This is a genomic window from Streptococcus bovimastitidis, from assembly GCF_001885095.1.
Taxonomy (GTDB): Bacteria; Bacillota; Bacilli; order Lactobacillales; family Streptococcaceae; genus Streptococcus; species Streptococcus bovimastitidis.
In genome coordinates this window covers 942,606-966,398 of the sequence record NZ_LZDD01000001.1, presented here as the reverse complement: position 1 = coordinate 966,398, position 23,793 = coordinate 942,606, and the positions used below count along the sequence as shown (strand labels likewise).

Here is a 23,793-nt window from a genome sequence, read left to right as displayed (position 1 = left end):
GTCGTTAAGACAAGCCTTTTACTTTGTAAAAACAATCATGACTAGTACGAAATAGCCAAAGAATGTCATCAAAAAACCAATACGCCAAAATAACTTGAAAAAACGTGGGTATGAAAAGCGTTGACTCCGAATAACAAGCGTAAGCGTAATAATGATGGCTAAAAGAGATAAGATAATCAGATAATAGGGTAAAAAACTATTATCAAAAAATTTACCAGAAACAATAGCAATCTCTATAGCAAAAAAGATAAAAGCTAGATCAGGAAATTTCAAACCATAGCGACCAAGTTTAAAGAGATTTATTAAAATTTGAGATATTAAGGGTGTTAAAATGAGGAATACTAAAGCAATTAATTTATATGTCATCATAGCCTTATTTTAACCTTTATCAGATAAGATGTAAATAAGGAGCAAGATAAAATTGAGGAACAAAAAAGACAACTTCATTTTAAAATCAAGTGGTCACTAAGGGTTTTTGTTAGAATTTGGTCTTAAATTATGTTACATTAGTAGTATTAAAGGAAGAAAGGAAGACTATTATGAAACAGTTAAACATATTCCCAGTAGCTGAACTGCTTACAGAGACTCAACCTTTTATTTCAATCAGTATCGACTTAGATGCCAATTCGGGCTATTCCGAAAAGGACAGTCTTACTCTAGAGAACTTTTTAAAGGAAGCCCAACAATTAGTGGCTGATTTAGGAAGTCAGTGGAAAGAGCAAATTGAAGAGGTTCGATCTGCACAACGTCAATTAATAAGTGCAACAAGTAGCTTATTAATCTATATGACAGAAAACGAAACTTACTATTATTATATTGAGAGTCCGGTGGCGGACCATATGATTTTTGGTCAAGGTCCAGATTTAACACCTTTGATTAAACACTATCAATTTAAGAGTGATTATCACCTATTAGTATTAAACCAAGATAGTGCCCATATCTATGACTTATCTTCGCAAAAATTAGAAGAAGTTACAGAAGGCCATTGGCCAATGGAATTGACCTCTGTCTTAGGAGAAGAAAAAGACGGTGGACAGTTAAACCATACGGGTTCCGCTGGACCCGGTCAAGTTGGTATGCATGGACACAATGAGACAAGTGTCGAGAAAGAAATTGACCGTGAAAATTTCTTCCGTTCTGTCGACAATCAATTGATTGAAGATTTTGGACAAGAGTCAGAACGCCCATTAATCCTATATAGCCTTGTGGAAAACCAAGCCGCTTATCGTGCTATAAGTAAATATCAGCCTCTACTAGATAAAGGAATTGAATTGTCAGCTGCTAAAGTATCTACGGATGAAATTGCAGAGCAGGCATACCAATTTGTCAATAGCTATCGCGAGGCATCATTAGCTTCCCTAAGTAAACGATTTATTGAAACCAAGCCTGAATATCGGGTAACAGATCAATTAGAAGAAATTCAGACCTTGGCGCAAGAAAACCGGATTGACGAATTAATTTTAGTAGAAGATAAACTAGATGATCTTGTCACAAATGTGGATAAAAAAGCTGTAGTTAAAGACATCGTAGCAGCAACTTATAAAGCAAAAGGGACAGTTTATATATTAACTTCTGACCAGTTGCAAGGTGATTTTACCATTAGTGCACGTTTGCGTTATTAAACATAAGAAAAAGGAATTCACAATAAGTAGTCTCATCAAGCTGGCCAAAAAGTCAGCTTGATTTTTTGATAAAATAAAGAAATTTCACTTGATTTATTTCTAAAATGCCGTATAATAGAAAGGTATGCTATACGCATATCTGTGGGAGGTAAAAATCTTAATTACCGCCAAAACCACAACAGGAGGATTTTAAAAATGGCTAAAAAAGTCGAAAAACTTGTAAAACTTCAAATCCCTGCTGGTAAAGCTACACCAGCTCCACCAGTTGGACCAGCATTAGGTCAAGCAGGTATCAACATCATGGGATTCACTAAAGAATTTAACGCTCGTACAGCTGATCAAGCTGGAATGATCATCCCAGTTGTTATCTCAGTTTATGAAGACAAATCATTTGATTTCATTACTAAAACACCACCAGCTGCAATTCTTTTGAAAAAAGCTGCAGGTGTTGAAAAAGGATCAGGCACACCTAACAAAACTAAAGTTGCAACAGTTACTCGTGCACAAGTACAAGAAATTGCTGAAACTAAAATGCCAGATTTAAACGCTGCAAACATCGAGTCTGCAATGCGTATGATCGAAGGTACTGCTCGTTCAATGGGATTCACTGTTACTGACTAATCAGTTATTGAACCCTATTTACCCGCACGACTTCATCATAGTTTGATGAGTGACGTGGGAGATTTATTAATCAAATCGATATGACCACATTACAAGGAGAATTTTAAAAATGGCTAAAAAAAGCAAACAAATGCGTGCAGCACTTGAAAAAGTTGATAGCACAAAAGCATACAGCGTAGAAGAAGCTGTAGCATTAATTAAAGAAACTAACTTCGCAAAATTTGACGCATCAGTTGAAGTTGCCTACAACTTAAACATTGACGTTCGTAAAGCTGACCAACAAATCCGTGGCGCAATGGTATTGCCAAACGGAACTGGTAAAACACAACGTGTTCTTGTTTTCGCACGTGGTGCTAAAGCTGAAGAAGCAAAAGCTGCTGGTGCAGACTTCGTTGGTGAAGATGATTTAGTTGCTAAAATCAATGGCGGATGGCTTGATTTTGATGTTGTTATTGCAACACCAGATATGATGGCTATCGTAGGTCGTCTTGGACGTGTCCTTGGACCTCGTAACTTGATGCCAAACCCTAAAACTGGTACTGTAACAATGGATGTTACTAAAGCAGTTGAAGAGTCTAAAGGTGGTAAAATCACTTACCGTGCTGACAAAGCTGGTAACGTACAAGCTATCATCGGTAAAGTATCATTTGACGCTGATAAATTAGTTGAAAACTTTAAAGCATTTAACGATGTTATGGTAAAAGCTAAACCTTCAACAGCTAAAGGTACTTACATGACTAACGTGTCAATCACTTCAACACAAGGTGTTGGTATCAAAGTTGACCCATCTACAATGTAATAAACAAGCTATCTTCGGATAGCTTTTTTTATATGGAAATTTAATCACATTTGGAAGATCAAATCATTCTCAAAGAATTGATGGAACTGGACCATTATTTGCTGGAAATATAAAAACCTATCGTCTCTTTTGTATTGGCCTGTCCAAATTATAAGTCAACAAGATAATCAAGGTAAATGTCCCCAAATTTTCTACCTGACTAATAGCTATTGAGCTATCAAAATCATGTGATTTATGATAGAATAGGAAAGGACAAAATAAGGAGATAATCATTGTGGAACCTAAATATCAACGTATTTTAATTAAACTTTCAGGTGAAGCCCTTGCAGGCGAAAAAGGTGTAGGGATTGATATTCCAATCGTTCAATCAATTGCAAAAGAAATTGCCGAAGTTCATGCTTCAGGTGTACAAATTGCGCTCGTTATCGGTGGTGGTAATTTATGGCGTGGGGAACCTGCTGCAGAAGCTGGCATGGACCGTGTTCAAGCCGATTACACTGGTATGTTAGGAACTGTTATGAACGCTCTTGTTATGGCAGATAGCTTACAACATTTTGGCGTTGATACACGTGTTCAAACAGCAATTCCAATGCAAAATGTGGCAGAGTCTTATATCCGTGGTCGGGCACTTCGTCATTTGGAAAAAGGACGTATCGTTGTCTTTGGTGCTGGTATTGGCTCACCTTATTTCTCAACGGATACAACAGCAGCTTTAAGAGCAGCTGAAATTGAAGCAGATGCCATTTTGATGGCTAAAAATGGTGTAGATGGTGTCTACAATGCCGATCCTAAGAAAGACGCTAATGCTGTTAAATTCGATGAATTAACTCACGGTGAAGTCATCAAACGTGGCTTGAAAATCATGGATGCTACAGCATCAACCTTATCAATGGATAATGATATTGACTTGGTCGTCTTCAACATGAACGAACCAGGTAATATTAAACGGGTTGTTTTCGGAGAACATATTGGAACAACTGTTTCAAATAAAGCAATCGATTAAGAAATAGAAGAAAAAAAGGGGAATATCTCATGGCAAATGCAATTATTGAAAAAGCTAATCAACGTTTTGAACAATCATTTCAATCACTTTCACGTGAGTACGCAAGTATCCGTGCTGGACGTGCCAATGCAAGTCTTTTAGACCGTATCCAAGTTGATTATTATGGAGCTCCAACTCCTTTAAATCAATTATCATCAATTACTGTGCCTGAAGCACGTGTTCTTTTAATCTCACCATTCGATAAGAATTCAATCAAAGATATTGAACGTGCAATCAATGCTTCAGATTTAGGAATTACACCTGCTAATGATGGATCAGTCATTCGTTTGGTCATTCCAGCACTTACTGAAGAAACACGTAAAGAGCTTGCTAAAGAAGTTAAAAAAGTTGGTGAAAACCAAAAAGTTGCTATCCGAAACATCCGACGTGACGCTATGGACGAAGCTAAAAAGCAGGAAAAAGACAAAGAAATCTCTGAAGATGAATTAAAAACACTTGAAAAAGATATTCAGAAAGCAACAGATGATGCTATCAAACATATTGACAGCATGACTGCTGAAAAAGAAAAAGAACTTCTATCTGTTTAAGTTTTAAGAGATTCCATTCCTTAATTGTGAGGAAAAATAAACGATATAAAAGGAGGTAGGCAATCATTTCAGAAGCGTTGTTTTTGACTGATGCCTACTTTTTTAAAAGAAAGAAAAAGATATGAATGAATTACTAGCAAGATACATTACCGGATTAATTAGGGAAGAAAACGACCATTCTTATTTCGTTCAAAAAGATGGCTTCATTTTGAGCTTGGATAAAGAAGAGGGTCCGCATGCCATTGGTGATATGGTCACTGGCTTTGCCTATTTAGACCAAAAACAAAAGCTCCGTTTAACAACTAAAGAAATCAAATCAACCCTAGACTCTTATGGTTGGGGAGAGGTTATTGACGTCCGCCGTGACCTTGGTGTTTTTGTCGATACTGGCATTCCAGACAAAGAAGTAGTGGTTTCCCTAGATCTCCTTCCTGAGATGAAAGAATTGTGGCCTAAAAAGGGAGATCGACTTTATATCAAACTAGATCTTGATAAGAAGGATCGCATCTGGGGTATCCCTGCTGAGCCGGAGGTTTTCCAAAAGATGGCTGAACCAGCCTATAATAATATGCAAAATCAGAATTGGCCAGCTATTGTTTATCGCTTAAAAATGTCCGGTACTTTTGTTTATCTACCTGAAAACAATATGTTAGGCTATATTCACCCAAGTGAACGTTACAATGAGCCTCGTCTTGGCCAAGTCCTTGATGCTCGTGTTATCGGCTTTAGAGAAGTGGATAGAACCTTAAATCTTTCCATTAAGCCACGTTCATTTGAAATGTTGGAAAACGATGCCCAAATGATTGTGACTTATTTAGAATCAAATGGTGGGTTTATGACCCTAAATGACAAATCAGCTCCAGATGATATTCAAGCAACCTTTGGTATCTCAAAAGGCCAATTTAAAAAAGCTTTGGGTGGTTTAATGAAAGCAAAACGCATCAAACAAGATGCTAGCGGAACAGAATTAATCTCATAAAGTCAGATATTATAAAAAAGCTTTGCCTGAGGCAAAGTTTTTTGCTACAATGGGACCAATAGATTTTCAGATTGGAGTCCTTATGGAAAGAGCAATTTTTGCAGGTGGCTGTTTTTGGTGTATGGTTGAACCCTTTGAAGAATTAGACGGTATTGAATCCGTCTTAAGTGGTTATACAGGCGGACATACAGTTAATCCAACTTATGAAGAAGTTTGTACAAAGACAACAGGTCATACAGAAGCTGTCGAAATCATTTTTGACCCCGAGAAGATTGCATATTCAGATTTGTTAGACCTCTATTGGCAACAAACAGACCCAACAGATGCTTTTGGACAATTTGAAGATAGAGGTGATAATTACCGTCCAGTTATCTATTACTTTGATGAACGACAAAAGGAAATGGCTGAGCTGTCCAAGGCGCAATTAGAAGCCAGCGGCCGTTTCGACCGTCTTATCGTGACGACAATTGAAGAGGCGCAGCCTTTTTACCCAGCAGAAGACTACCACCAAGCCTTCTACCGGAAGAATCCAGAACGCTATGCTTTAAGCAGTAAACGTAGACATGATTTTTTAAAGGAGAATTGGAATTGAGAAAATCCTTTTACACTTGGCTAATGACCCAACGGAATCCCAAATCAAATGAACCAGTCGCCATTTTAGCTGACTTGGCTTTTGATGATTCTACTTTTCCAAAGCATACGGATGATTTTGACTTGATTAGTCGTTATTTAGAAGACCAAGCCGTTTTCTCCTTTAATTTAGGGGACTTTGACCGGATTTGGGAGGATTATTTGGCCCACTAATAAAAATGATTCAGACCTTATCAATTGATAAGGTCTTTTTTGGACACTTTGTCTAAAAATGTTTTGAGCTTGTAAGATTTTACGGTTTTTCATGGTAGTTCATGAGAGATAGGAGTAATTGGAATTTATGGGAAAACCTAGCCGCTCAATCGGAAGACTTTGGTCATCCAAAAGTCTTCTACAAGGACTTACCTGCTGAATCATGGTTTGTTTCAGCTACCGCAACTATCAAGACGCCAGCTATTGAACCATATATTGAACGCCTGACTAAGCGTGATTTACATGATGGGAAAGTGAATTCTGGCGGTATTATCACCATCACTGATTACAATTGGTTGATGAGCTTTGCCATCCACCGTCAACCGCATTTTAAAGAACAAAATCCTAATGAAACCATTGCTTGGATTTATGGTCTTTATTCCAACATAGAAGGAAACTACGTCAAGAAAAAAATTGAAGACTGTTGTGGTAAGGAAATCACAGAAGAACTCTTATACCATTTGGGAGTTCCCGAAGATAAGATTTCGGATTTGGCTAGTCAGGAAAATGTTAATACAGTACCGTTTTACATGCCTTACATCACAAGTTACTTTATGCCCCGTTTGAAAGGTGACCGACCAGATGTTATCCCTAATGGTTCTGTCAATTTAGCCTTTATTGGTAACTTTGCGGAATCCCCATCACGAGACACTGTTTTCACTACAGAATACTCTATCAGAACGGCTATGGAAGCTGTCTATATGTTGCTGGATGTGGAACGTGGCGTACCGGAAGTCTTTAACTCAACCTATGATATCCGTGAACTCTTGAAATCCGTTTATTATCTCAATGACAAACATAAAGTTGAAGATATGGATCTGCCAATCCCACAATTGATCCGCAAAATCGGACTCAAGAAAATCAAAGGCACCTTTGTTGAAGAACTCTTGAAAGAAGCTAATTTAATATAAGAAAGCAAGAGGAGAAGTCAGTTTCTCCTCTTTTTTTGTCCCCAATATGGGAAAAATAGTATTTGCTTATGTTAATGCGATAAAATTTTCCATAAAGGAGACAAAATGAAAACTATTTATAAAAAGCAGCGCATGATTTTTACAATCGTCATCATAACCAGTTCTATATCAGCGATTTGTTTAGGACTATTTTCGATACAGTTAGGTTCCATTTTTGATTTAATCAGACATTCAAATCAAGAATATTATGGAAAAATCATTTTTTGTGCCCTGGTCTTATTTGTATGGGTGATATGCTCAATCTCTTATGAGTATGCAAAAACGATTTATGGAAAAAATATTATTTTAGAAGTAAAAAAATAATCTTGGATAGCTATTTTTCTCAAAAAATTTCGAATAATAATATAAGGAGGAAAGATGAATACCTAAATCATTTTGTTCAGAACTTAAGTATATATTTAGAAAATTTTATTTCAGTTGTGGTAAGTTTAATTATTATTTTCCTGATTAATTGGAAAATGGCTTTGTCTTTTATTTTAGTTTCACTATTTTCAATATTAATATCCCAATTACCAGGAAAATACTTTACTAAAATGACAAATAATCTGACTACAGTTAGTCAAGTTTATTTACGTGAGATAAGTGACTTTCTTAAAAGCTTTGAACAAAGTAAGCTTTTACAGATTGAAAACTTCATTAAAAATAAGTGCCAGGATGTAAATCAACATTTTGAAACTATCCGAAGACAATACTTTTTTAGTAAAGAAAGTTCTCAAATTTTTACACAAATTATCAGTCTTCCATCGCAGATGTTTTGTATGGTCATTGGTATCTATTTTATATGGGTTGAACAAATAACTTTAGGAAATTTGATTGCTAGCATTCAAATTTTAAATGGTGTATTTCATCCTTTGCAAGTCATCTTACATCAACATAATCAAATGACTTCTACCAAAAAGATTAGAAGTCGGCTCAATGAAATATTTGATTTCGTTGAGAATAACAATTGCGAGTTAGCAAATCTAGAAATAAAAAAATTGAATGTCAAAATATTAGTCTGACATTGAATCAAAAACAACTTTTCCAAAATTTTTCATATTCATTTATAAAAAATAATAGTTATGTGATTGTTGGTAATTCTGGTTGTGGCAAAACTACATTAGTAAAAATGATTTTAGGGTATTTTGACAAGAATGAATATGATGGGACAATTTCAATTAACAATATGGAATTAGTTAAGATTAATCCACAAAACTTATATAAAAATATTGGTTTTGTATGTCAAAATGATTTCCTGTTTGCAAGTATGGTTCAAGAAAATATTATTTTAGGCAGAGATGACTCATTGGAAAATTTGAATGATTTTAAATTGGTCGTAGGTCTAGATTCTGACTTTTTAGGAAAGAATATTAAAGATAGTAATGATGTTTCTTTAGGCGAAAAACCACGAATTGATTTAAGTAGAATATTAACTAAAAAGTATCAAGTTTATATTTTTGATGAGCCAACTAGCAATTTAGATCCTTGAAATGCTACGAGAATCATAGACTATATCGTTAGTCATAAGGATGTCATTATCATTGTAATAACCCATGATCAAAGACCTGAAATTTTGCAAAAATTTGATCATGTTATTAATATAAATAATATTTGAGATTGAAAAAATAAATATATATGATTTAAACCATTTCTTGCAATCCGATATTTTATTTGGAAATCCATGTTCGATCATTATTGATTAGTTAATTTTAAGTATTGAGCAAAATAGTAATGATGCATTCGCTCATCAAAAAATAAAAAAAGTCTAAAGATTTTTCCATCATTTCTCTCCCCCTATCTGGGTCATTCTGGAAATAGTAATATCCTTCTAAAAATTAAAAATTATTTTCTCGGAATAAAACTGACTGTGAATAAGAATTTTCTGAGTTTCAATAATATAATTTTGTGCTTTATGTAATCTATTTTTTTTAATATTGATTTTAATACTATTTAAAAGTACTTGAAGAATTAGCCCTTGTTTTTCAATATTTGTTTTCTTTAAATTCAAATGTTTTATTATTTCTGCGATAAATTATCTTGCACATGTAAATCTAGAATATATTCAGTACGAGATAATATGATTAATTCATAATAACTAAATGTTTCAACCGTAAATAAATATTCTGTTAAAAAGATTTTTTCAGACTCAGAAATTCTAATGACTTCTGCGCATTTTAACATGGAGTTTTTTATCATAATCATATTTAAGAAATGATATTTTGAGGATGATTTTTGATAGTTTTTAGATTCTAGGTGATATAGCTCTCTTAAAAACTCAATATTATTGCTAAACTCTGCTTCCTGTAATTGGCTAATAAACTGTTTAAAATTTGAAATTTCATTATTATTCGAAATGATTAAGAATTCTTCTAGTGAAATGGAAATAGATTCTAACAGGTAAAAGAGTTTTTGAAAGGAAATCTCACTTTCATCTCTTTCAAATCTAGATATTTGAGATTTTGAAATAAATTCTCCTGCTAATGTTGAAATACTGATGCCTTTTTCTTTTCTTAATTTTCGAAAGCTAGAACCAAATTTCATATTTACAACTCCATTACATTGATTTTCTTTAAAAGTAATCATATAAGATGCTAAAGAATGAGTCAATAGACATGTTAGTCCTATTTTCTCACGCATTAATAGAAATGAAAATTTACCTTTTTCCATTTATTTTTTGTTATAATGAAACTATAACAAGGAAGAAAAGGAAGACGCATTTGCAAGAATATTCAGTTGAGATTGCTTTAAATCATCCTGATGATGTATTGTCACTTTTTGGTAGTAATGAACGCCATTTGAAGTTAATTGAAAATCACTTAGATATTATTATTCATGCTCGGACTGAGCGTGTCCAAATTATTGGTGATGATCAAGAAGCTGTAGAGTTGGCGCGGTTAACGGTTCAAGCTTTATTAGTTCTGGTCAATCGTGGTATGGTGGTTAATACTTCCGATGTTGTCACAGCTCTATCAATGGCCGAAAAAGGAACTATTGATAAGTTTGTTGCCCTTTATGAAGAAGAGATTATCAAGGACAGTAGTGGTAAACCAATTCGTGTGAAAACACTCGGGCAAAAAGTCTACGTCGATAGTGTCAAAAAACACGATGTTGTTTTTGGAATTGGTCCTGCAGGGACAGGGAAAACTTTTTTAGCGGTAACTTTAGCTGTTAATGCTCTCAAGCGTGGTCAAGTTAAGCGGATTATTTTAACCCGTCCAGCAGTTGAGGCTGGTGAAAGTTTAGGTTTCTTGCCTGGAGACCTTAAGGAAAAAGTTGATCCTTATTTAAGACCAGTTTACGATGCCCTTTATCAAATTTTAGGGAAAGAACAAACGGCTAGAATGATGGAGCGGGAAATCATTGAAATCGCCCCACTTGCCTATATGCGTGGACGTACCTTAGATGATGCTTTTGTCATTCTTGATGAAGCGCAAAACACGACCATCATGCAGATGAAAATGTTCTTGACCCGTCTTGGCTTTAACTCAAAAATGATTATTAATGGCGATATCAGTCAGATCGACTTGCCGAAAAATGTTAAGTCAGGTTTGATTGATGCCAGTCAAAAACTAGCTAAGATCAGAGCCATTGACTTTGTGCATTTCTCAGCGGCTGATGTGGTGCGCCATCCAGTTGTTGCGGATATCATCAAAGCCTATGAAAGCAAAGCTCATCTCGAGCTACAAGCTAGCGCCAGCCATTCTCAAGAGGAAAATCAAGAGGATGCTACAGCAGAATCGGGTTTGACCTCTTATGAAGTGATTGGAGAATTGCCTGAAAAGCCAATTGACAAATAAAAGTAAGCTCTTCTTTGGAAGGGCTTTTTGTGAAAGGAATGCTATGTCGGATTATGTTTCATATATTAGATCAAAAGTAGGTCAAGATTCTATTTTATTACCTTTTGCTTCAGGAATTTTGACAGATAATGCGGGTCAAGTTTTATTGCAAAAGCGTGCAGATATGAATAAGTGGGGATTACCTGGAGGGTGTATGGAACTGGGAGAATCTTCTGTTGATACCCTTATCCGTGAATTTTATGAAGAAACTGGAATTAAAGTTGTGCCTATTAAGTTACTTAATGTTTATACAAATTTTGAAACAATTTTTCCAAATGGAGATAGGGCACAGACTGTAGGAATTATTTATGAAGTAAAATCAACCTCCCCTTTTGATATTCATGGCATAAAAAATGATGAAACCTTAGAATTAGCTTTCTTTTCGAAAGATGATATAAAAATACTTGAACTAGCAACTAGGCAACATCAAGTCATCATAGAAGATTTTTTTTCAGGCGAATTTAAACTAGGACACTAAGCTCAATAAGCAGAAAGGAATGCTCTATGGATAAGATTTTCAAAGCTATTATGGATGACAAGGAGAATAAGCAATACACTGAGCAGGGCATTGAACCCCTTTATTCAGCACCTAAAGCCGCAAAGATTGCAATTATTGGTCAGGCTCCTGGTATCATTGCTCAGGAAACTAAGATTTTTTGGAATGACCGGAGTGGTCTTAAATTAAGGGAGTGGCTAGGTGTTGACAACGATACCTTTTACCATTCGGATCAGTTTGCCATATTGCCTATGGATTTTTACTATCCTGGTAAAGGCAAGTCAGGAGATTTACCTCCTCGTAAGGGCTTTGCGAACAAATGGCATCAGCCTATTTTAGAGACTTTGTCAGAACTAGAGATAATGATTCTAGTTGGTCAGTATGCTCAAAACCATTATTTGGGTAAATCCAAGAAGAAAAACTTAACAGAGACGGTCAAGCATTTTGAGGATTATCTGCCTGACTATTTTCCTTTGGTTCATCCTTCACCACGCAATCAAATTTGGCAGAAGAAGAATCCCTGGTTTGAAGAACAAGTGGTTCCTCAACTTCAAAAGCGTGTGGCTAGGTTGTTGAAATAGAGGTGTTGCACAATATTTAATATTGACCGGCAATCCTTGACTATTAAGCAAAACTCCCCTTTTAACTAGTCTTATGGTATAATGGACTGACAAAAGCAATTGAAAGAAGATTTTATGTATATCGAGATGATTGACGAAACGGGTTTGGTTTCGCAAGAGATTATGGAGCAAACAAAAGATTTGCTCGACTTTGCTGCTAAAAAAACCGGTAAAGAAGAAAAAGAAATGTCTGTGACTTTCGTGACCAATGAACGTAGTCATGAATTAAACTTGGAATATCGGGATACTGATCGTCCAACGGATGTTATTTCTTTGGAATATAAACCTGAAAAACCAATTCTATTTGAGGAAAGTGAATTGGCAAAAAATCCTGAATTTGCAGAGATGCTGGCAGAATTTGACGCCTATATTGGAGAACTTTTTATCTCAATCGATAAAGCCAGAGAACAAGCTGCAGAATATGGTCATTCTTTTGAAAGAGAAATGGGCTTTCTAGCTGTTCACGGATTTTTACACATTAATGGTTACGACCATTACACGCCAGAAGAAGAAAAAGAAATGTTCACACTACAGGAAGAGATTTTGACTGCTTATGGCCTTACAAGACAATAAATCCCAACGTAAATGGAAAAATAGAACGGTCACCTCAAGCTTAGAGTTTGCATTGACTGGTATTGTGACTGCGGTGCAAGAGGAGCGCAACCTCAAAAGTCATCTGTTATCAGCCTTGGTGGCAGTTCTAGGAGGAATCTTACTAAGAATTTCAGCCATTGAATGGTTATTCCTCTTTTTAGCCATCTTTTTAGTTATCGCCTTTGAAATTGTCAATTCAGCTGTTGAAAATGTTGTTGATTTGGCCAGTGATTATCACTTTTCCATGTTAGCTAAGAAAGCAAAAGATATGGCAGCAGGGGCTGTTTTAGTCATGTCCTTATATGCTGTTATCACAGGAATTATCATTTTTGCACCCAAAATTTGGGCACTCATCTTTTAAATACTAGAAACCGGAGAAACTATGTCATTTAAATCAGGCTTTGTAGCCATTCTAGGTCGACCAAATGTCGGCAAATCAACCTTTTTGAACCATGTTATGGGGCAAAAAATTGCCATCATGAGTGATAAGGCACAAACAACCCGTAACAAAATCATGGGTATCTACACTACAGAAGAAGAGCAAATCGTCTTCATTGACACGCCGGGGATTCACAAACCCAAAACAGCACTTGGCGATTTCATGGTCGAGTCTGCCTACAGTACTTTAAGAGAGGTTGATACCGTCCTCTTCATGGTACCAGCAGACGAAAAACGTGGAAAAGGCGACGAAATGATTATGGAACGTCTAAAAAATGCCAAGATTCCCGTTATTCTTGTTATTAATAAAATTGATAAAGTCCATCCAGATCAACTCTTAGAACAAATTGATGACTTTAGAAGTCAAATGGATTTCAAGGAAATTGTTCCAATCTCAGCTTTAGAGGGCAACAATATTCCAACCCTAATGTCATTATTAACAGACAACCTAGAAGAGGGCTTCCAATATTTCCCAGCTGATCAAATAACAGATCACCCAGAACGCTTCTTGGTCTCAGAAATGATCCGTGAAAAAGTGTTACACTTAACACAACAGGAAATCCCCCATTCAGTCGCAGTAGTGATAGAATCCATGAAACGTGATGAGGACACCGATAAAGTCCACATACGTTCAACCATCATGGTTGAACGTGACAGCCAAAAAGGCATCATCATTGGTAAACAAGGAGCAATGCTCAAGAAAATCGGCAAAATGGCCCGCCGTGACATCGAACTCATGTTAGGTGACAAAGTCTACCTAGAAACATGGGTCAAAGTCAAAAAGAACTGGCGCGACAAAAAACTAGACCTAGCCGACTTTGGTTATAATCAAAAAGAATACTGATATTGTAATTCGAAATGCAACAATTAGATGTCGCATTAAAAGTCTCTTGGTTAAAATTTGAAAAATAAAGTTACCTTTAAGTCAAGTCGGCTTAAAGGTATTTTTATATAAGGAGCAAAGATGAAAAAAGATTATATCTCTTATCTGCGGTCAAAAGTTGGTCATGATAAAGTCATCATGACCTTTGCAGGTGGAATTTTAGAAAATGAAAAAGGACAAATATTACTCCAGTTAAGAGGAGATAAAAAGACATGGGCAATACCAGGTGGGGCCATGGAATTAGGTGAGAGCACTGTGGATACTTGTCAAAGAGAATTTTTTGAAGAGACTGGCATTCCAGTTGAGGCGACACGTTTCCTCAACGTCTACAGTAATTTTAGTGAAGTCTACCCCAATGGCGATCAAGTCCAAACAGTTGTCTTTTTATATGAAGTTAAAGCAAAGTCGAGTATAGAAATTACCGATTTTAGTAACGAAGAGACTCTAAAATTAAAATTCTTTTCAAAAGATGACATTCACTCTCTAGCTAATATATCAGACAAACACAGACTGATGTTAAAGGAATACTTTAACAACACTTTTAAACTAGGGTGGTAAGAATAACGAGAAGCACAGCTGAATGGTTGTGTTTTTTTGTTGAAATTTTTGTCTTATAGTCAAAAAAAATAGCATCATGATAAAATATATCTCACTCATTAAATGATAATAAAATAAGTTTATTAAAAATATTTTCGAATTGATAGTTAAGGGAATAACAAAAGAACAGAAATGAAGTTTTTATGATAATACGTAAGATAAGTCTCTTCTTATTGTTAGTAAGCATTTTTGCTACAACAAATAATGTCTTTGCTGGTGCAAGACAAATTGGTCAATTATCAAACTTTAGAATCACCCCATCGTTCACTGGGACAGGATATTTGCAAAAGATAATTGACAGTTATTATGTTGTCAACTTAGATTCAAAGAACCCGCAGATTCGAGTTAAACATTACTTGGCAAATTCTGAGGGCGTTAGAAGAAGTGATATCGATATGACCTGGACTGGTCAGAGGGGTGTTTACACGAACTTTGCGAAAAGTAATTATATTTATAATTTGAACTTAGCTAGAGAAAACTTCTGGGATAAAGGCTTCTTTATAGATGGAAGTTGGTCTCCAGATTCAAAATAAATTGATTTAAAAAAATAAAATATTTGTTATTCCCGATATTCTAAAGGAGAAAAAATGATTACGCTAAAATTATTGCCATATAAAAAAACATATCTCTTGATCTGTTTACTATTTATTTTATTAATCTATAATCAAGCTTTCATTCATATCTTGACTTTTGATGACAGTGCTGCGGATATTGCCAAAATTCAAGGAGAATCGGTAAAGCTAAAAATATTTTATGGTCTTTTATCTTTAAATAATACCCTTTTTGAGTATAATTTTTACCAAGCTTTTTTGTTTCCCTTGTTAATTATTTTTATTGGAAATGCTTATTATTACCTTAAAAATAGGTATTGTCGTTATTATTTGGGCAGGACACTATACTATTCTCTCACAATAAAAAAACTAAAGATTATGTTAGCCTTACTAAGTGTGTTTATTTTTACAATTATTTTAGCCTTTATCATTACTGTTTCAAAAGGAATTGGCAGATTTGATTTAAGTGGAATTGAATATTATTTTAATAACAATTCCATTCTTTATTTTTTTGGAACCAATACCATTAATTATCTGATTTATTATTTTTTTGGAACCAATACCATTAATTATCTGATTTATTATTTTTTTGTGAAGTCTTGTGCACTATTAGTAGAGTCATTCTTAATATTTAATATAATTGATTATTTTAATTATTTTACAAAATCAGCACTAGTTTATCTTCTATTTATGTGGGGAACTGCACCAATTTTATATAGCTTTCTTCCCTTTTACTTAGTTCCAATGACTCATATTATGATGACATCTTATGGGGATATTACTTTGTGGCAAGTTTTTGCTACCTATTTACCATGTGCTATCATCTTTTTAATCATAAAATATAAAAATTCATATGAAATTATATAAACTCCCTTATTACATCACTAAATTTATCATGACATTATCTATGTCTTTTCTTTTATTGACTCACTATAACGAGTTTTCGCATTCAGATATTGCTAGTTTAGTCGCCTCTCAATTAATTAATCCATTTATTTCGATAAATAGTCAAGAGCTTAGTTTTCTTAAACTAATTATGATTTTAGGATTATCTGTTTCAAGTTTTTTAACAACATATGCATTTATGGCTGAATTATCTATTGGTATAAAGACAATGATTCGAGCTCATTGTAACAATCATCAAAGGTTTCAGATTTCTATTTATAGATTTATAACAAGTTGGTATTTAAAGGAATTCATCCTTCAAGTTATTTGTATTTATAGTATTACGTTGATATTATTTCAGGATATAGAACAAATCCTAAACTTAACTTTCTTATTACTGACATGGTTTTTCGTAGATAGTATTTGCTATTTTTTAATTACATATTATATTTCAAACAATGTTCTCGTATTAATAGCAATTTGTTTAGAAATTTTGCTTCGGTTTATCCTAGTTAAGGAGATTGCTATTTTATTATTTGTCATTTTTCTTCACCTATTATTGAATGTTTATTGGAGGTATCAATTTGCTAGAAATTAAAGACGGTATTATACGAAAAGGCCAAATGACAATATTAAATAATATTAATTTAGTATTTTCGAATTATCATGTCTATGGATTAGTAGGTATAAATGGTTCAGGAAAAACTATGCTATTAAGAGCTCTTTCAGGGTTAATAAGATTAGATCATGGAACTGTCATTCAAGATGGAATAAAGATTGGACAAAATAATTCAACATTATTACATGCAGGTTTAGTTCTTGGGAATCAAGATTTTATCAGTCATCTGACTCTAGAAGAGAACTTAAACTTGATTAAAAAAATATGTCCAAACAGTCAGTGTATTGATTTAGATTATTGGATAAATCTCTATCAAATCAAAAAATATAAGAATACACTTTATAAGCATTTGTCCCTTGGAACTCGAAAGAAAATGCTTCTTATTCAAGCTTTTATGGATAATCCAGAAATTCTGATTTTGGATGAACCTATGAATGCACTTGATACAAAAAGTGTTGATATCACTAAAGAACTCATAAGAAAGCATAAAGAAAAAGGGTTTGTCATCATGACTTCTCATTATGTAAGTGATATAGACGATTTATGTGACACAATCTATCATGTGCAAGAAGGGAAAATTGTTTTAGAAAACTATTAAAGACTAATATTTTGGAGTCGACAATATTTTGTTAGTGCAAAAAATAAAAATAGCGATAAAATAATTAACATTAAATTAATATAAATTAATTTTGTTATAAAATTAATTATTTATATCTATAAAAAGGAGTAACCTATGTCCTATTTAAAATGGTTTTCAGGTGGTAAAGATAGAAAAGAAGAAGCAGTGACAATTCTTGAATTGTTGATAGCTTCGCATTCAAAAGGGAATAATCCTAGTCAGACTTTTATAAAAGTATTGTGTCAATACCGCGATGAACTGCAATCAAATGGGACTTCGGTGCCTTTAATTCTCAGTCTGCTGAATGTTGAAATTGCTTCAGTTCTTAAAGAAGAAAAGATTTCCATGACACCACAAGAATCTAACTATTTGAAGCAATTGCGGGCGATTTCCAATATCCGCTATGGTTATTAGTCATATTTTTATGTCACAAAAAAATAGGCAAGTCATCACTCAGGGGCTTGCTTTTTTCATTGCTCAGCTCTCCTTTTATCGTGTTATAATAGATGTAATAATGTCATTTCGGTATTAGGCGATTTTAATCCCAAATGATTGTAATCAAGAGAGTCATTTTTAACATTTTGGATCTAAAAATAATGACTTAAACAAGGAGGAATCATGCCAGAATTACCTGAGGTAGAGACAGTTCGTCGGGGCTTGCAAAAATTAGTCATTGGAAAAGTGGTTAAATCGGTTACTGTAAATGTGCCTAAGATGATTGTTTCCGATCCGCACACTTTTGCTGGCGATTTGATGGGCCAAGAAATTCTTTCTATTGGTCGTCGTGGCAAGTATTTGATTTTTCATTTTAGTGATTTTTCCATGATTTCTCACTTGCGCATGGAAGGCAAGTACTTGCTTTTTGAGGGCGGAATTCCGCAAAATAAGCATTTTCATTTCTTTTTCCATTTTACGGATGGCTCAACTTTGGTTTATCAGGATGTGCGTAAATTCGGCACCCTGGAACTGCTCGCTCGGGATGGGCTTGATATGTACTTCAGTCAGAGAAAGCTTGGTCCTGAGCCGACCAAGAATGAGTTTAAGCTGAAAATATTTGAGACTGCTCTGCGATTATCCAAAAAACCTATCAAACCTTTGCTTTTGGAACAGAAATTAGTGGTTGGCCTGGGTAACATTTATGTGGATGAGGTTCTTTGGGCGGCAAAAGTTCATCCTTTGCGTCCGGCTTTAGAATTAAAGAAAGCTGAGATCAAACGCATTCACGACCAGACTATTGCTATTTTGAATTTTGCCATCGAGAAAGGTGGTTCGACCATTCGGACTTACCAAAATACCTTGGGGCTGAATGGGTCTATGCAAGATTATTTGCAGGTTTATGGACAAAATGGAGCTCCTTGTCCGCGATGTGGTACAGAAATTATGAAAATAAAAGTTGGAGGGAGAGGGACGCATTTTTGTCCCAAGTGTCAAAAGATATGACAATTATTGGAATCACTGGGGGTATTGCCTCGGGTAAATCAACTTTAGTGAAGCAAGTGCGTCAGGCCGGCTATCCAGTGATAGATGCGGACCAAGTTGTTCATGATTTGCAGGCTAAGGGTGGTCGTCTATATGAAGCTTTGGTAAAGAACTTTGGCCCAGATATTTTGGCTGAGGATGGGAATTTGGATAGACCTAAGTTGTCTGCCATGATTTTTTCGAGTCCAGAAAATCGGGTCCTCTCTGCCAAGATTCAAAATCAGATTATCCACCAAGAATTGAAAAAGGCTAAGGATAGCTTGGCTGCGACTGAGACCATATTTTTCATGGATATTCCCTTATTAATAGAGTTGGGCTATCAAGAGTGGTTTGATGCTATTTGGTTGGTTTTCGTGCCAAAGGATATCCAAGTCAGCCGTTTAATGGCTCGTAACAATTACTCTGAGGAGGAAGCGCTGGTACGCTTAGCCAGTCAGATGCCTTTGGAGGATAAAAAGGTATTTGCTGACCGGATTTTTGATAATAGTGGTGATTTGCCTGCCCTTTATCAGCAGATTGATCAGGCTTTGAATGAGCTGGAGGGAGGAGAAAAATCTTGAAAAAAATGATCCCCTTAACTCCTTGGACAGGTAAGACCTATTGGTCTCTTGAGCCACTTTCCATTCTTGTTCTGATTCTAGGCTTAATTCTTTATGGGGTCGGTGAGTCCTTTCTGGTTATTGCCAATTTAGGTTCTGCACCTTGGACTGTTTTATCGACTGGCCTTTCCCAGACGACTCAAATTGACCTGGGCTGGATGACTTTCATTATCAGCAGTCTAATTCTTTTCCTCTGGATTCCTCTTCATATTAAGCCAGGCCTAGGGACGGTCCTCAATATCATCGTCATTGCTTTTGTCATTGGTCAGATGGTCAGCTATTTTGAAACTCCAACAAGCCTTATCAGTCGTATTTACTTGACCATAGCGGGCGTCATCATCGTAGGGATAGCTTCTGCTCTATACCTGACTTCCCATAAGGGGGCGGGGCCTCGTGATGGCCTCTTAGTTGGCTTGTGTTATGTCTTTGGTTGGCGCGTGGCCATTGTCCGCACACTAATCGAAGGAACAGTTTCCCTCCTTGGTTACATTTTAGGCGGGACCTTAGGACTTGGGACTCTGTTATTTGCCTTTGGGGTGGGATGGGCTATGCAGCTCAGTTTGGACTGTATCTTTAAGCTATTTCCCCACTTAAACAAGAACGAATCAGCCAAAGGCTAGCAGAATTGATTTTCCCTATTTTGTGATATAATTGATTAATATAAAGTGCTAAAACTTCGGGATTTGCGGAGATAAGAAAGAGGTAGTTATGGCAACTATTACCATTGCAAAAGGCAAAACGCCAATTGAGTTTCAATTAAATATGCTCAACCGTCACGGACTGATTGCAGGAGCAACCGGAACAGGTAAGACAGTGACCTTAAAGGTTTTGGCTGAGCAATTAAGTTTAGCTGGTGTACCGGTCTTTCTAGCAGATATTAAAGGTGATCTAAGTAACCTTGCTAAAGCTGGTCAAGTTAATGATAAATTACAAGCACGACTCGATAAATTAGGAATTACGGATTACAGTCCCCAAGCCTTTCCAATTCGACTCTGGGATGTTTTTGGTGAAAAAGGACAACCCGTAAGGACGACCATTTCTGAAATGGGACCGTTGATGTTATCCCGTCTTTTGGATTTAAATGATACGCAAACAGGCGTTCTTAATATTGTTTTCAAGATTGCTGACGAGCGTGGATGGTTGCTGATTGACCTTAAAGATTTGCAGGCAATTCTTAAAGAAGTTTCTGATCACGCCAGTGCATACTCAGGTCAATATGGCAATATTGCCAAGCAATCAATTGGTGCCATTCAACGAAGCTTATTAACCTTGGAACAAGAAGGAGCAGAGCTCTTCTTTGGTGAGCCGGCTTTGGAACTTGCTGACTTTATTCAGTTGGATGTGGCTAGTGGTCAAGGTGCCATCAATGTCTTAAATGCTACTAAATTGTTCAACTCGCCAACTCTATATACCACTTTCCTACTTTGGATGCTATCTGAATTATATGAGTTGTTGCCAGAAGTTGGAGATATTGATAAGCCAAAAATGGTCTTCTTCTTTGATGAAGCGCATTTACTCTTCAATGATGCACCAAAAGTTTTCCTTGAAAAAGTAGAGCAAATCGTTCGTTTAATCCGTTCAAAAGGTGTGGGAATTTTCTTTGTTACCCAAAATCCATTGGATTTACCAGAAACAGTCCTTGCCCAATTAGGTAATCGTGTCCAACACGCCCTCCGTGCTTATACGCCTAAAGAACAAAAAGCCGTTCGCGTGGCTGCTGATACTTTCCGCCAAAATCCAGAGCTGGATGTCGCAACAGTGATCACAGAATTAGAAGTCGGTGAAGCCCTAATTTCAGCCTTAAATGACAAAGGACAACCAAGTATAGTGGAACGGGCCTTTGTTATGCCGCCTAAGAGTTCCTTTGATGTGATGACTGATGGGGAATTGCAAAGCTTAGTTCAAGCGTCGCCCTTCCAAAGCAAATACAGTCAGACCATTGACCGGGAATCAGCCTACGAAAAACTGGCAACCAAAGTTTTAGGTGAAGAAGCAGCTACCAAAGAGGCTGAATTAGCTAAGGAAAGAGAAAAAGCCGAAAAAGAAGCTGCAAAAGCAGCTGAAAGAGACAGAATTGAAGCTGAACGCTTAGCTAGAAGAAGTACTGGCGGACGCCAACGTAAAACCGTTGTTGAAAAAGCGACAGATGCTTTCATTAGCACAGCCGTAAGAACAATTGGCCGTGAATTGGTGCGTGGCTTATTAGGTTCCCTTCGTAAGTAATAAGTGAATAACGTTAATTTGTTTAGTAAACAATAGATTTTGACAATATTATTTTTTGTTATCTTATGCAAGTAATCAGAAAGCTTTGTTACTGTTTGATTGGCTTTCCTTTGTCAGTGAGCAATAACCTGTAGCTATAAAATGATTTTCAAAAATATCCTTTCTATTTATTTGGAAAGTTACTTTTTCTATTATTGATTTAAAAGTTTCCTTAAATCTTTGTGAAAAATATGTTATAATAGTAAGAGCGTTTTTTTGGAAAGAAGTGAAGTCTTATTGATGAAAATGTAATAGAAACCGTAAATTGGAAACAAAATTTGAAAGTGGCTTGGCTCGGTACCTTTTTTACTGGGGCAAGCTTTTCGCTTGTCATGCCGTTTATGCCACTTTTTGTAGAAAATTTAGGTGTTGCTAAGAATCAAATAGAGTGGTATGCAGGGCTAGCAGTAGCTATTTCTGCCCTTGCTTCGGCTGTTTTTGCTCCCATTTGGGGGCGCTTAGCGGATCGCTATGGTCGAAAACCGATGATGGTTCGTGCTTCCTTAATGATGACTTTTACTATGGGTGGCCTAGCCTTTATTCCCAATGTCCATTGGCTAATTATTCTAAGGCTTTTAAATGGTGTTTTTGCTGGTTACGTCCCTAATTCGACGGCATTGATTGCTAGTCAAATCCCCCGTGATAAGACTGGTTATGCACTTGGAACGCTTGGGACCGGAGTTACGGCTGGTATGCTGATTGGTCCCCTAATCGGTGGGATTTTAGCAGAACTCGTTGGGATTCGGCTAGTTTTCCTCTTAGTGGGTCTCATTCTTATGATTTGTACCATAATGACTATCTTCTTTGTTAAGGAAGATTTTCAACCTATTACTAAGTCTCAAGTAGTTCCTACGCATTTAGTTTTAAAACGGGTCAAGAGTCGTAAAATCATGGTTAGTCTTTTTGTAACCAGTATGATTATCCAGATTTCAGCTCAATCGGTAGCTCCAATTTTGACCTTGTATATTAGGCATTTAGGTCAGACTGAAAATCTGATGTTTGTTTCTGGTCTGATTGTTTCAGCAATGGGTGTTTCCAGTTTGTTAAGTAGTTCAACTTTAGGTAAACTAGGGGATAAAATCGGTAATCATCGCATGTTGCTGATGGCACTCTTTTACAGTTTTATTATGTATTTCTTTACTGCTTTAGCAACCACTAGCTTACAATTGGGACTTCTTAGATTTGCTTATGGTTTTGGTGTCGGTGCCTTAATGCCAAGCATTAATTCCTTGCTGACTCGAATAACACCACGAGAAGGCATTTCACGGATTTTCTCCTTTAATCAAATGTTTATGAATATTGGCCAAGTCATCGGTCCTTTCATTGGATCAAATGTGGCTATCCTTTTAGGTTATAGGTCCGTCTTCTTTGTCACAAGTGCCATCGTTTTGGTCAATCTTGTTTGGTGTGTTATTAATTTTCGAAAATTTATTAAGGTTAAGGATATTGTGTGAGAGTTAAAATCAATTTAAAGTGTAGCGAGTGCGGAAGTAAGAATTATCTGACCAGTAAAAACAAGACCAATCATCCTGAGAAAATTCAGGTTCCCAAGTATTGTCCAAAAGAGAGAAAAGTAACCTTACATGTTGAATCTTAGTGATTATTGTGCTAAAATGAGAAGACTATAGTGGAGGAATAAACATGTACAACTTACTACTCACAGTATTGCTTGTTTTATCAGTTTTATTAGTGATTGCTATCTTTATGCAACCACAAAAGAACCCAAGCAGTAATGTTTTTGATAGCAGTGGTTCAGAAGCTTTATTTGAGCGGACAAAAGCTCGTGGTTTTGAAGCATTCATGCAACGCTTTACAGCAATTCTAGTCTTTTTCTGGCTAGCTATCGCACTTGTGCTTGCTGTTTTATCAAGTAAATAGAGAGTGAGCTTGACAGAGTTAGTCTAGCTCATT

At 35.8% G+C, this 23,793-nt stretch carries 31 protein-coding genes and 1 pseudogene; 30 read left to right on the top strand and 2 right to left on the bottom strand.

Annotated features, from left to right (window positions below; all coding sequences use genetic code 11):
- Positions 1-18 precede the first annotated feature (18 nt).
- The gene (locus tag A9Q68_RS04695; RefSeq protein WP_071793537.1) at positions 19-369 is read right to left on the bottom strand and encodes a DUF3397 domain-containing protein; all 351 of its coding nucleotides are present in this window, start codon (positions 367-369) and stop codon (positions 19-21) included.
- Between the two features lie 170 nt (positions 370-539).
- Here A9Q68_RS04695 and A9Q68_RS04690 point away from each other — a divergent pair, with 170 nt between their 5' ends.
- The 12 genes and pseudogenes from A9Q68_RS04690 to A9Q68_RS10555 all read left to right on the top strand — a co-directional run bounded on the left by A9Q68_RS04690 (position 540) and on the right by A9Q68_RS10555 (position 8,893).
- Positions 540-1,622: a baeRF6 domain-containing protein gene (locus A9Q68_RS04690; protein WP_071793536.1), complete on the top strand. Its 1,083-nt coding sequence runs from the start codon at positions 540-542 to the stop codon at positions 1,620-1,622.
- Between the two features lie 195 nt (positions 1,623-1,817).
- Positions 1,818-2,243 carry a 50S ribosomal protein L11 gene (gene rplK, locus A9Q68_RS04685; RefSeq protein ID WP_071793535.1) on the top strand — a complete coding sequence of 142 codons (426 nt, stop codon included), beginning with the start codon at positions 1,818-1,820 and terminating at the stop codon, positions 2,241-2,243.
- A 109-nt stretch (positions 2,244-2,352) separates the two neighbouring features.
- Positions 2,353-3,042, top strand: coding sequence for a 50S ribosomal protein L1 (gene rplA / locus A9Q68_RS04680; protein WP_003082715.1), 690 nt, complete (start codon positions 2,353-2,355; stop codon positions 3,040-3,042).
- Between the two features lie 274 nt (positions 3,043-3,316).
- Positions 3,317-4,045: a UMP kinase gene (pyrH, locus tag A9Q68_RS04675; RefSeq protein WP_071793534.1), complete on the top strand. Its 729-nt coding sequence runs from the start codon at positions 3,317-3,319 to the stop codon at positions 4,043-4,045.
- 29 nt (positions 4,046-4,074) lie between these two features.
- Positions 4,075-4,632 (top strand): ribosome recycling factor, encoded by a 558-nt coding sequence (gene frr / locus A9Q68_RS04670; protein ID WP_071793533.1) that lies wholly within the window; start codon positions 4,075-4,077, stop codon positions 4,630-4,632.
- A 121-nt stretch (positions 4,633-4,753) separates the two neighbouring features.
- Entirely contained in the window at positions 4,754-5,611 is an 858-nt protein-coding gene (locus tag A9Q68_RS04665; protein ID WP_071793532.1) for a CvfB family protein, read from the top strand.
- An 82-nt stretch (positions 5,612-5,693) separates the two neighbouring features.
- On the top strand, positions 5,694-6,203 hold the full coding sequence (gene msrA, locus A9Q68_RS04660; protein WP_071793531.1) for a peptide-methionine (S)-S-oxide reductase MsrA: 510 nt from the start codon (positions 5,694-5,696) through the stop codon (positions 6,201-6,203).
- Positions 6,200-6,415, top strand: coding sequence for a YozE family protein (locus A9Q68_RS04655; RefSeq protein WP_071793530.1), 216 nt, complete (start codon positions 6,200-6,202; stop codon positions 6,413-6,415). The genes msrA and A9Q68_RS04655 overlap by 4 nt, the downstream gene beginning before the upstream one ends.
- Positions 6,416-6,531: 116 nt before the next feature.
- Positions 6,532-7,365 (top strand): annotated as a pseudogene (locus A9Q68_RS04650) (oleate hydratase); the annotation flags it as partial.
- Positions 7,366-7,470: 105 nt separating this feature from the next.
- Positions 7,471-7,728 carry a hypothetical protein gene (locus tag A9Q68_RS10565; RefSeq protein WP_083426026.1) on the top strand — a complete coding sequence of 86 codons (258 nt, stop codon included), beginning with the start codon at positions 7,471-7,473 and terminating at the stop codon, positions 7,726-7,728.
- Between the two features lie 2 nt (positions 7,729-7,730).
- The gene (locus A9Q68_RS10560; RefSeq protein WP_165605224.1) at positions 7,731-8,426 is read left to right on the top strand and encodes an ABC transporter ATP-binding protein; all 696 of its coding nucleotides are present in this window, start codon (positions 7,731-7,733) and stop codon (positions 8,424-8,426) included.
- Between the two features lie 2 nt (positions 8,427-8,428).
- On the top strand, positions 8,429-8,893 hold the full coding sequence (locus tag A9Q68_RS10555; RefSeq protein ID WP_165605223.1) for an ATP-binding cassette domain-containing protein: 465 nt from the start codon (positions 8,429-8,431) through the stop codon (positions 8,891-8,893).
- 527 nt (positions 8,894-9,420) lie between these two features.
- Here the strand turns inward: A9Q68_RS10555 and A9Q68_RS04640 are convergent.
- On the bottom strand, positions 9,421-10,071 hold the full coding sequence (locus tag A9Q68_RS04640) for a helix-turn-helix domain-containing protein (protein ID WP_083426023.1): 651 nt from the start codon (positions 10,069-10,071) through the stop codon (positions 9,421-9,423).
- A 50-nt stretch (positions 10,072-10,121) separates the two neighbouring features.
- Between A9Q68_RS04640 and A9Q68_RS04635 the strand changes: the two genes are divergently transcribed.
- From A9Q68_RS04635 to secG, 18 genes are all read left to right on the top strand, one after another.
- Complete coding sequence (locus A9Q68_RS04635) at positions 10,122-11,201, top strand: PhoH family protein (protein WP_071793528.1); 1,080 nt, start codon at positions 10,122-10,124, stop codon at positions 11,199-11,201.
- Between the two features lie 43 nt (positions 11,202-11,244).
- A complete protein-coding gene (locus tag A9Q68_RS04630) occupies positions 11,245-11,718 on the top strand; it encodes an NUDIX hydrolase (protein WP_071793527.1) in 474 nt (157 codons plus the stop codon).
- A gap of 26 nt (positions 11,719-11,744) precedes the next feature.
- A complete protein-coding gene (locus tag A9Q68_RS04625; protein WP_071793526.1) occupies positions 11,745-12,317 on the top strand; it encodes a uracil-DNA glycosylase family protein in 573 nt (190 codons plus the stop codon).
- A gap of 114 nt (positions 12,318-12,431) precedes the next feature.
- Positions 12,432-12,929, top strand: a complete 498-nt coding sequence (gene ybeY, locus A9Q68_RS04620) for an rRNA maturation RNase YbeY (RefSeq protein WP_071793525.1) — start codon at positions 12,432-12,434, stop codon at positions 12,927-12,929.
- Complete coding sequence (locus tag A9Q68_RS04615; RefSeq protein ID WP_071793524.1) at positions 12,910-13,311, top strand: diacylglycerol kinase family protein; 402 nt, start codon at positions 12,910-12,912, stop codon at positions 13,309-13,311. The genes ybeY and A9Q68_RS04615 overlap by 20 nt, the downstream gene beginning before the upstream one ends.
- 21 nt (positions 13,312-13,332) lie before the next feature.
- Complete coding sequence (era, locus tag A9Q68_RS04610; RefSeq protein ID WP_071793523.1) at positions 13,333-14,232, top strand: GTPase Era; 900 nt, start codon at positions 13,333-13,335, stop codon at positions 14,230-14,232.
- A gap of 120 nt (positions 14,233-14,352) precedes the next feature.
- The gene (locus tag A9Q68_RS04605) at positions 14,353-14,829 is read left to right on the top strand and encodes an NUDIX hydrolase (RefSeq protein WP_071793522.1); all 477 of its coding nucleotides are present in this window, start codon (positions 14,353-14,355) and stop codon (positions 14,827-14,829) included.
- Between the two features lie 182 nt (positions 14,830-15,011).
- A complete protein-coding gene (locus A9Q68_RS04600; RefSeq protein ID WP_071793521.1) occupies positions 15,012-15,401 on the top strand; it encodes a hypothetical protein in 390 nt (129 codons plus the stop codon).
- 54 nt (positions 15,402-15,455) lie between these two features.
- Complete coding sequence (locus A9Q68_RS04595; protein WP_071793520.1) at positions 15,456-16,286, top strand: hypothetical protein; 831 nt, start codon at positions 15,456-15,458, stop codon at positions 16,284-16,286.
- Positions 16,287-16,888: 602 nt separating this feature from the next.
- Positions 16,889-17,521, top strand: coding sequence for an ATP-binding cassette domain-containing protein (locus A9Q68_RS04585; protein WP_071793518.1), 633 nt, complete (start codon positions 16,889-16,891; stop codon positions 17,519-17,521).
- A 135-nt stretch (positions 17,522-17,656) separates the two neighbouring features.
- Positions 17,657-17,956, top strand: a complete 300-nt coding sequence (locus A9Q68_RS04580) for a bacteriocin immunity family protein (protein ID WP_071793517.1) — start codon at positions 17,657-17,659, stop codon at positions 17,954-17,956.
- A 204-nt stretch (positions 17,957-18,160) separates the two neighbouring features.
- Positions 18,161-18,982 carry a DNA-formamidopyrimidine glycosylase gene (mutM, locus tag A9Q68_RS04575; protein WP_071793516.1) on the top strand — a complete coding sequence of 274 codons (822 nt, stop codon included), beginning with the start codon at positions 18,161-18,163 and terminating at the stop codon, positions 18,980-18,982.
- Positions 18,979-19,581, top strand: a complete 603-nt coding sequence (gene coaE / locus A9Q68_RS04570) for a dephospho-CoA kinase (protein ID WP_071793729.1) — start codon at positions 18,979-18,981, stop codon at positions 19,579-19,581. Before mutM ends, coaE begins: the two co-directional genes overlap by 4 nt.
- Positions 19,575-20,240 carry a membrane protein YczE gene (gene yczE / locus A9Q68_RS04565; RefSeq protein ID WP_071793515.1) on the top strand — a complete coding sequence of 222 codons (666 nt, stop codon included), beginning with the start codon at positions 19,575-19,577 and terminating at the stop codon, positions 20,238-20,240. Before coaE ends, yczE begins: the two co-directional genes overlap by 7 nt.
- Before the next feature lie 88 nt (positions 20,241-20,328).
- Positions 20,329-21,843, top strand: coding sequence for a helicase HerA-like domain-containing protein (locus A9Q68_RS04560; RefSeq protein WP_071793514.1), 1,515 nt, complete (start codon positions 20,329-20,331; stop codon positions 21,841-21,843).
- Positions 21,844-22,133: 290 nt separating this feature from the next.
- The gene (locus A9Q68_RS04555; RefSeq protein ID WP_476713172.1) at positions 22,134-23,336 is read left to right on the top strand and encodes a multidrug efflux MFS transporter; all 1,203 of its coding nucleotides are present in this window, start codon (positions 22,134-22,136) and stop codon (positions 23,334-23,336) included.
- Complete coding sequence (rpmG, locus tag A9Q68_RS04550; protein ID WP_071793512.1) at positions 23,333-23,479, top strand: 50S ribosomal protein L33; 147 nt, start codon at positions 23,333-23,335, stop codon at positions 23,477-23,479. Before A9Q68_RS04555 ends, rpmG begins: the two co-directional genes overlap by 4 nt.
- Positions 23,480-23,523: 44 nt before the next feature.
- Complete coding sequence (secG, locus tag A9Q68_RS04545) at positions 23,524-23,760, top strand: preprotein translocase subunit SecG (protein WP_071793511.1); 237 nt, start codon at positions 23,524-23,526, stop codon at positions 23,758-23,760.
- The last annotated feature ends 33 nt before the right edge of the window (positions 23,761-23,793 follow it).

Bases quoted from the DNA above. Each gene is read 5' to 3' on its own strand.
- A9Q68_RS04695 (WP_071793537.1), bottom strand. From the start codon at position 369: ATGATGACATATAAATTAATTGCTTTAGTATTCCTCATTTTAACACCC.
- A9Q68_RS04690 (WP_071793536.1), top strand. From the start codon at position 540: ATGAAACAGTTAAACATATTCCCAGTAGCTGAACTGCTTACAGAGACT.
- rplK (WP_071793535.1), top strand. From the start codon at position 1,818: ATGGCTAAAAAAGTCGAAAAACTTGTAAAACTTCAAATCCCTGCTGGT.
- rplA (WP_003082715.1), top strand. From the start codon at position 2,353: ATGGCTAAAAAAAGCAAACAAATGCGTGCAGCACTTGAAAAAGTTGAT.
- frr (WP_071793533.1), top strand. From the start codon at position 4,075: ATGGCAAATGCAATTATTGAAAAAGCTAATCAACGTTTTGAACAATCA.
- A9Q68_RS04665 (WP_071793532.1), top strand. From the start codon at position 4,754: ATGAATGAATTACTAGCAAGATACATTACCGGATTAATTAGGGAAGAA.
- msrA (WP_071793531.1), top strand. From the start codon at position 5,694: ATGGAAAGAGCAATTTTTGCAGGTGGCTGTTTTTGGTGTATGGTTGAA.
- A9Q68_RS10565 (WP_083426026.1), top strand. From the start codon at position 7,471: ATGAAAACTATTTATAAAAAGCAGCGCATGATTTTTACAATCGTCATC.
- A9Q68_RS04640 (WP_083426023.1), bottom strand. From the start codon at position 10,071: ATGGAAAAAGGTAAATTTTCATTTCTATTAATGCGTGAGAAAATAGGA.
- A9Q68_RS04630 (WP_071793527.1), top strand. From the start codon at position 11,245: ATGTCGGATTATGTTTCATATATTAGATCAAAAGTAGGTCAAGATTCT.
- A9Q68_RS04625 (WP_071793526.1), top strand. From the start codon at position 11,745: ATGGATAAGATTTTCAAAGCTATTATGGATGACAAGGAGAATAAGCAA.
- ybeY (WP_071793525.1), top strand. From the start codon at position 12,432: ATGTATATCGAGATGATTGACGAAACGGGTTTGGTTTCGCAAGAGATT.
- A9Q68_RS04615 (WP_071793524.1), top strand. From the start codon at position 12,910: ATGGCCTTACAAGACAATAAATCCCAACGTAAATGGAAAAATAGAACG.
- era (WP_071793523.1), top strand. From the start codon at position 13,333: ATGTCATTTAAATCAGGCTTTGTAGCCATTCTAGGTCGACCAAATGTC.
- A9Q68_RS04605 (WP_071793522.1), top strand. From the start codon at position 14,353: ATGAAAAAAGATTATATCTCTTATCTGCGGTCAAAAGTTGGTCATGAT.
- A9Q68_RS04600 (WP_071793521.1), top strand. From the start codon at position 15,012: ATGATAATACGTAAGATAAGTCTCTTCTTATTGTTAGTAAGCATTTTT.
- A9Q68_RS04595 (WP_071793520.1), top strand. From the start codon at position 15,456: ATGATTACGCTAAAATTATTGCCATATAAAAAAACATATCTCTTGATC.
- A9Q68_RS04580 (WP_071793517.1), top strand. From the start codon at position 17,657: ATGTCCTATTTAAAATGGTTTTCAGGTGGTAAAGATAGAAAAGAAGAA.
- mutM (WP_071793516.1), top strand. From the start codon at position 18,161: ATGCCAGAATTACCTGAGGTAGAGACAGTTCGTCGGGGCTTGCAAAAA.
- coaE (WP_071793729.1), top strand. From the start codon at position 18,979: ATGACAATTATTGGAATCACTGGGGGTATTGCCTCGGGTAAATCAACT.
- A9Q68_RS04560 (WP_071793514.1), top strand. From the start codon at position 20,329: ATGGCAACTATTACCATTGCAAAAGGCAAAACGCCAATTGAGTTTCAA.
- secG (WP_071793511.1), top strand. From the start codon at position 23,524: ATGTACAACTTACTACTCACAGTATTGCTTGTTTTATCAGTTTTATTA.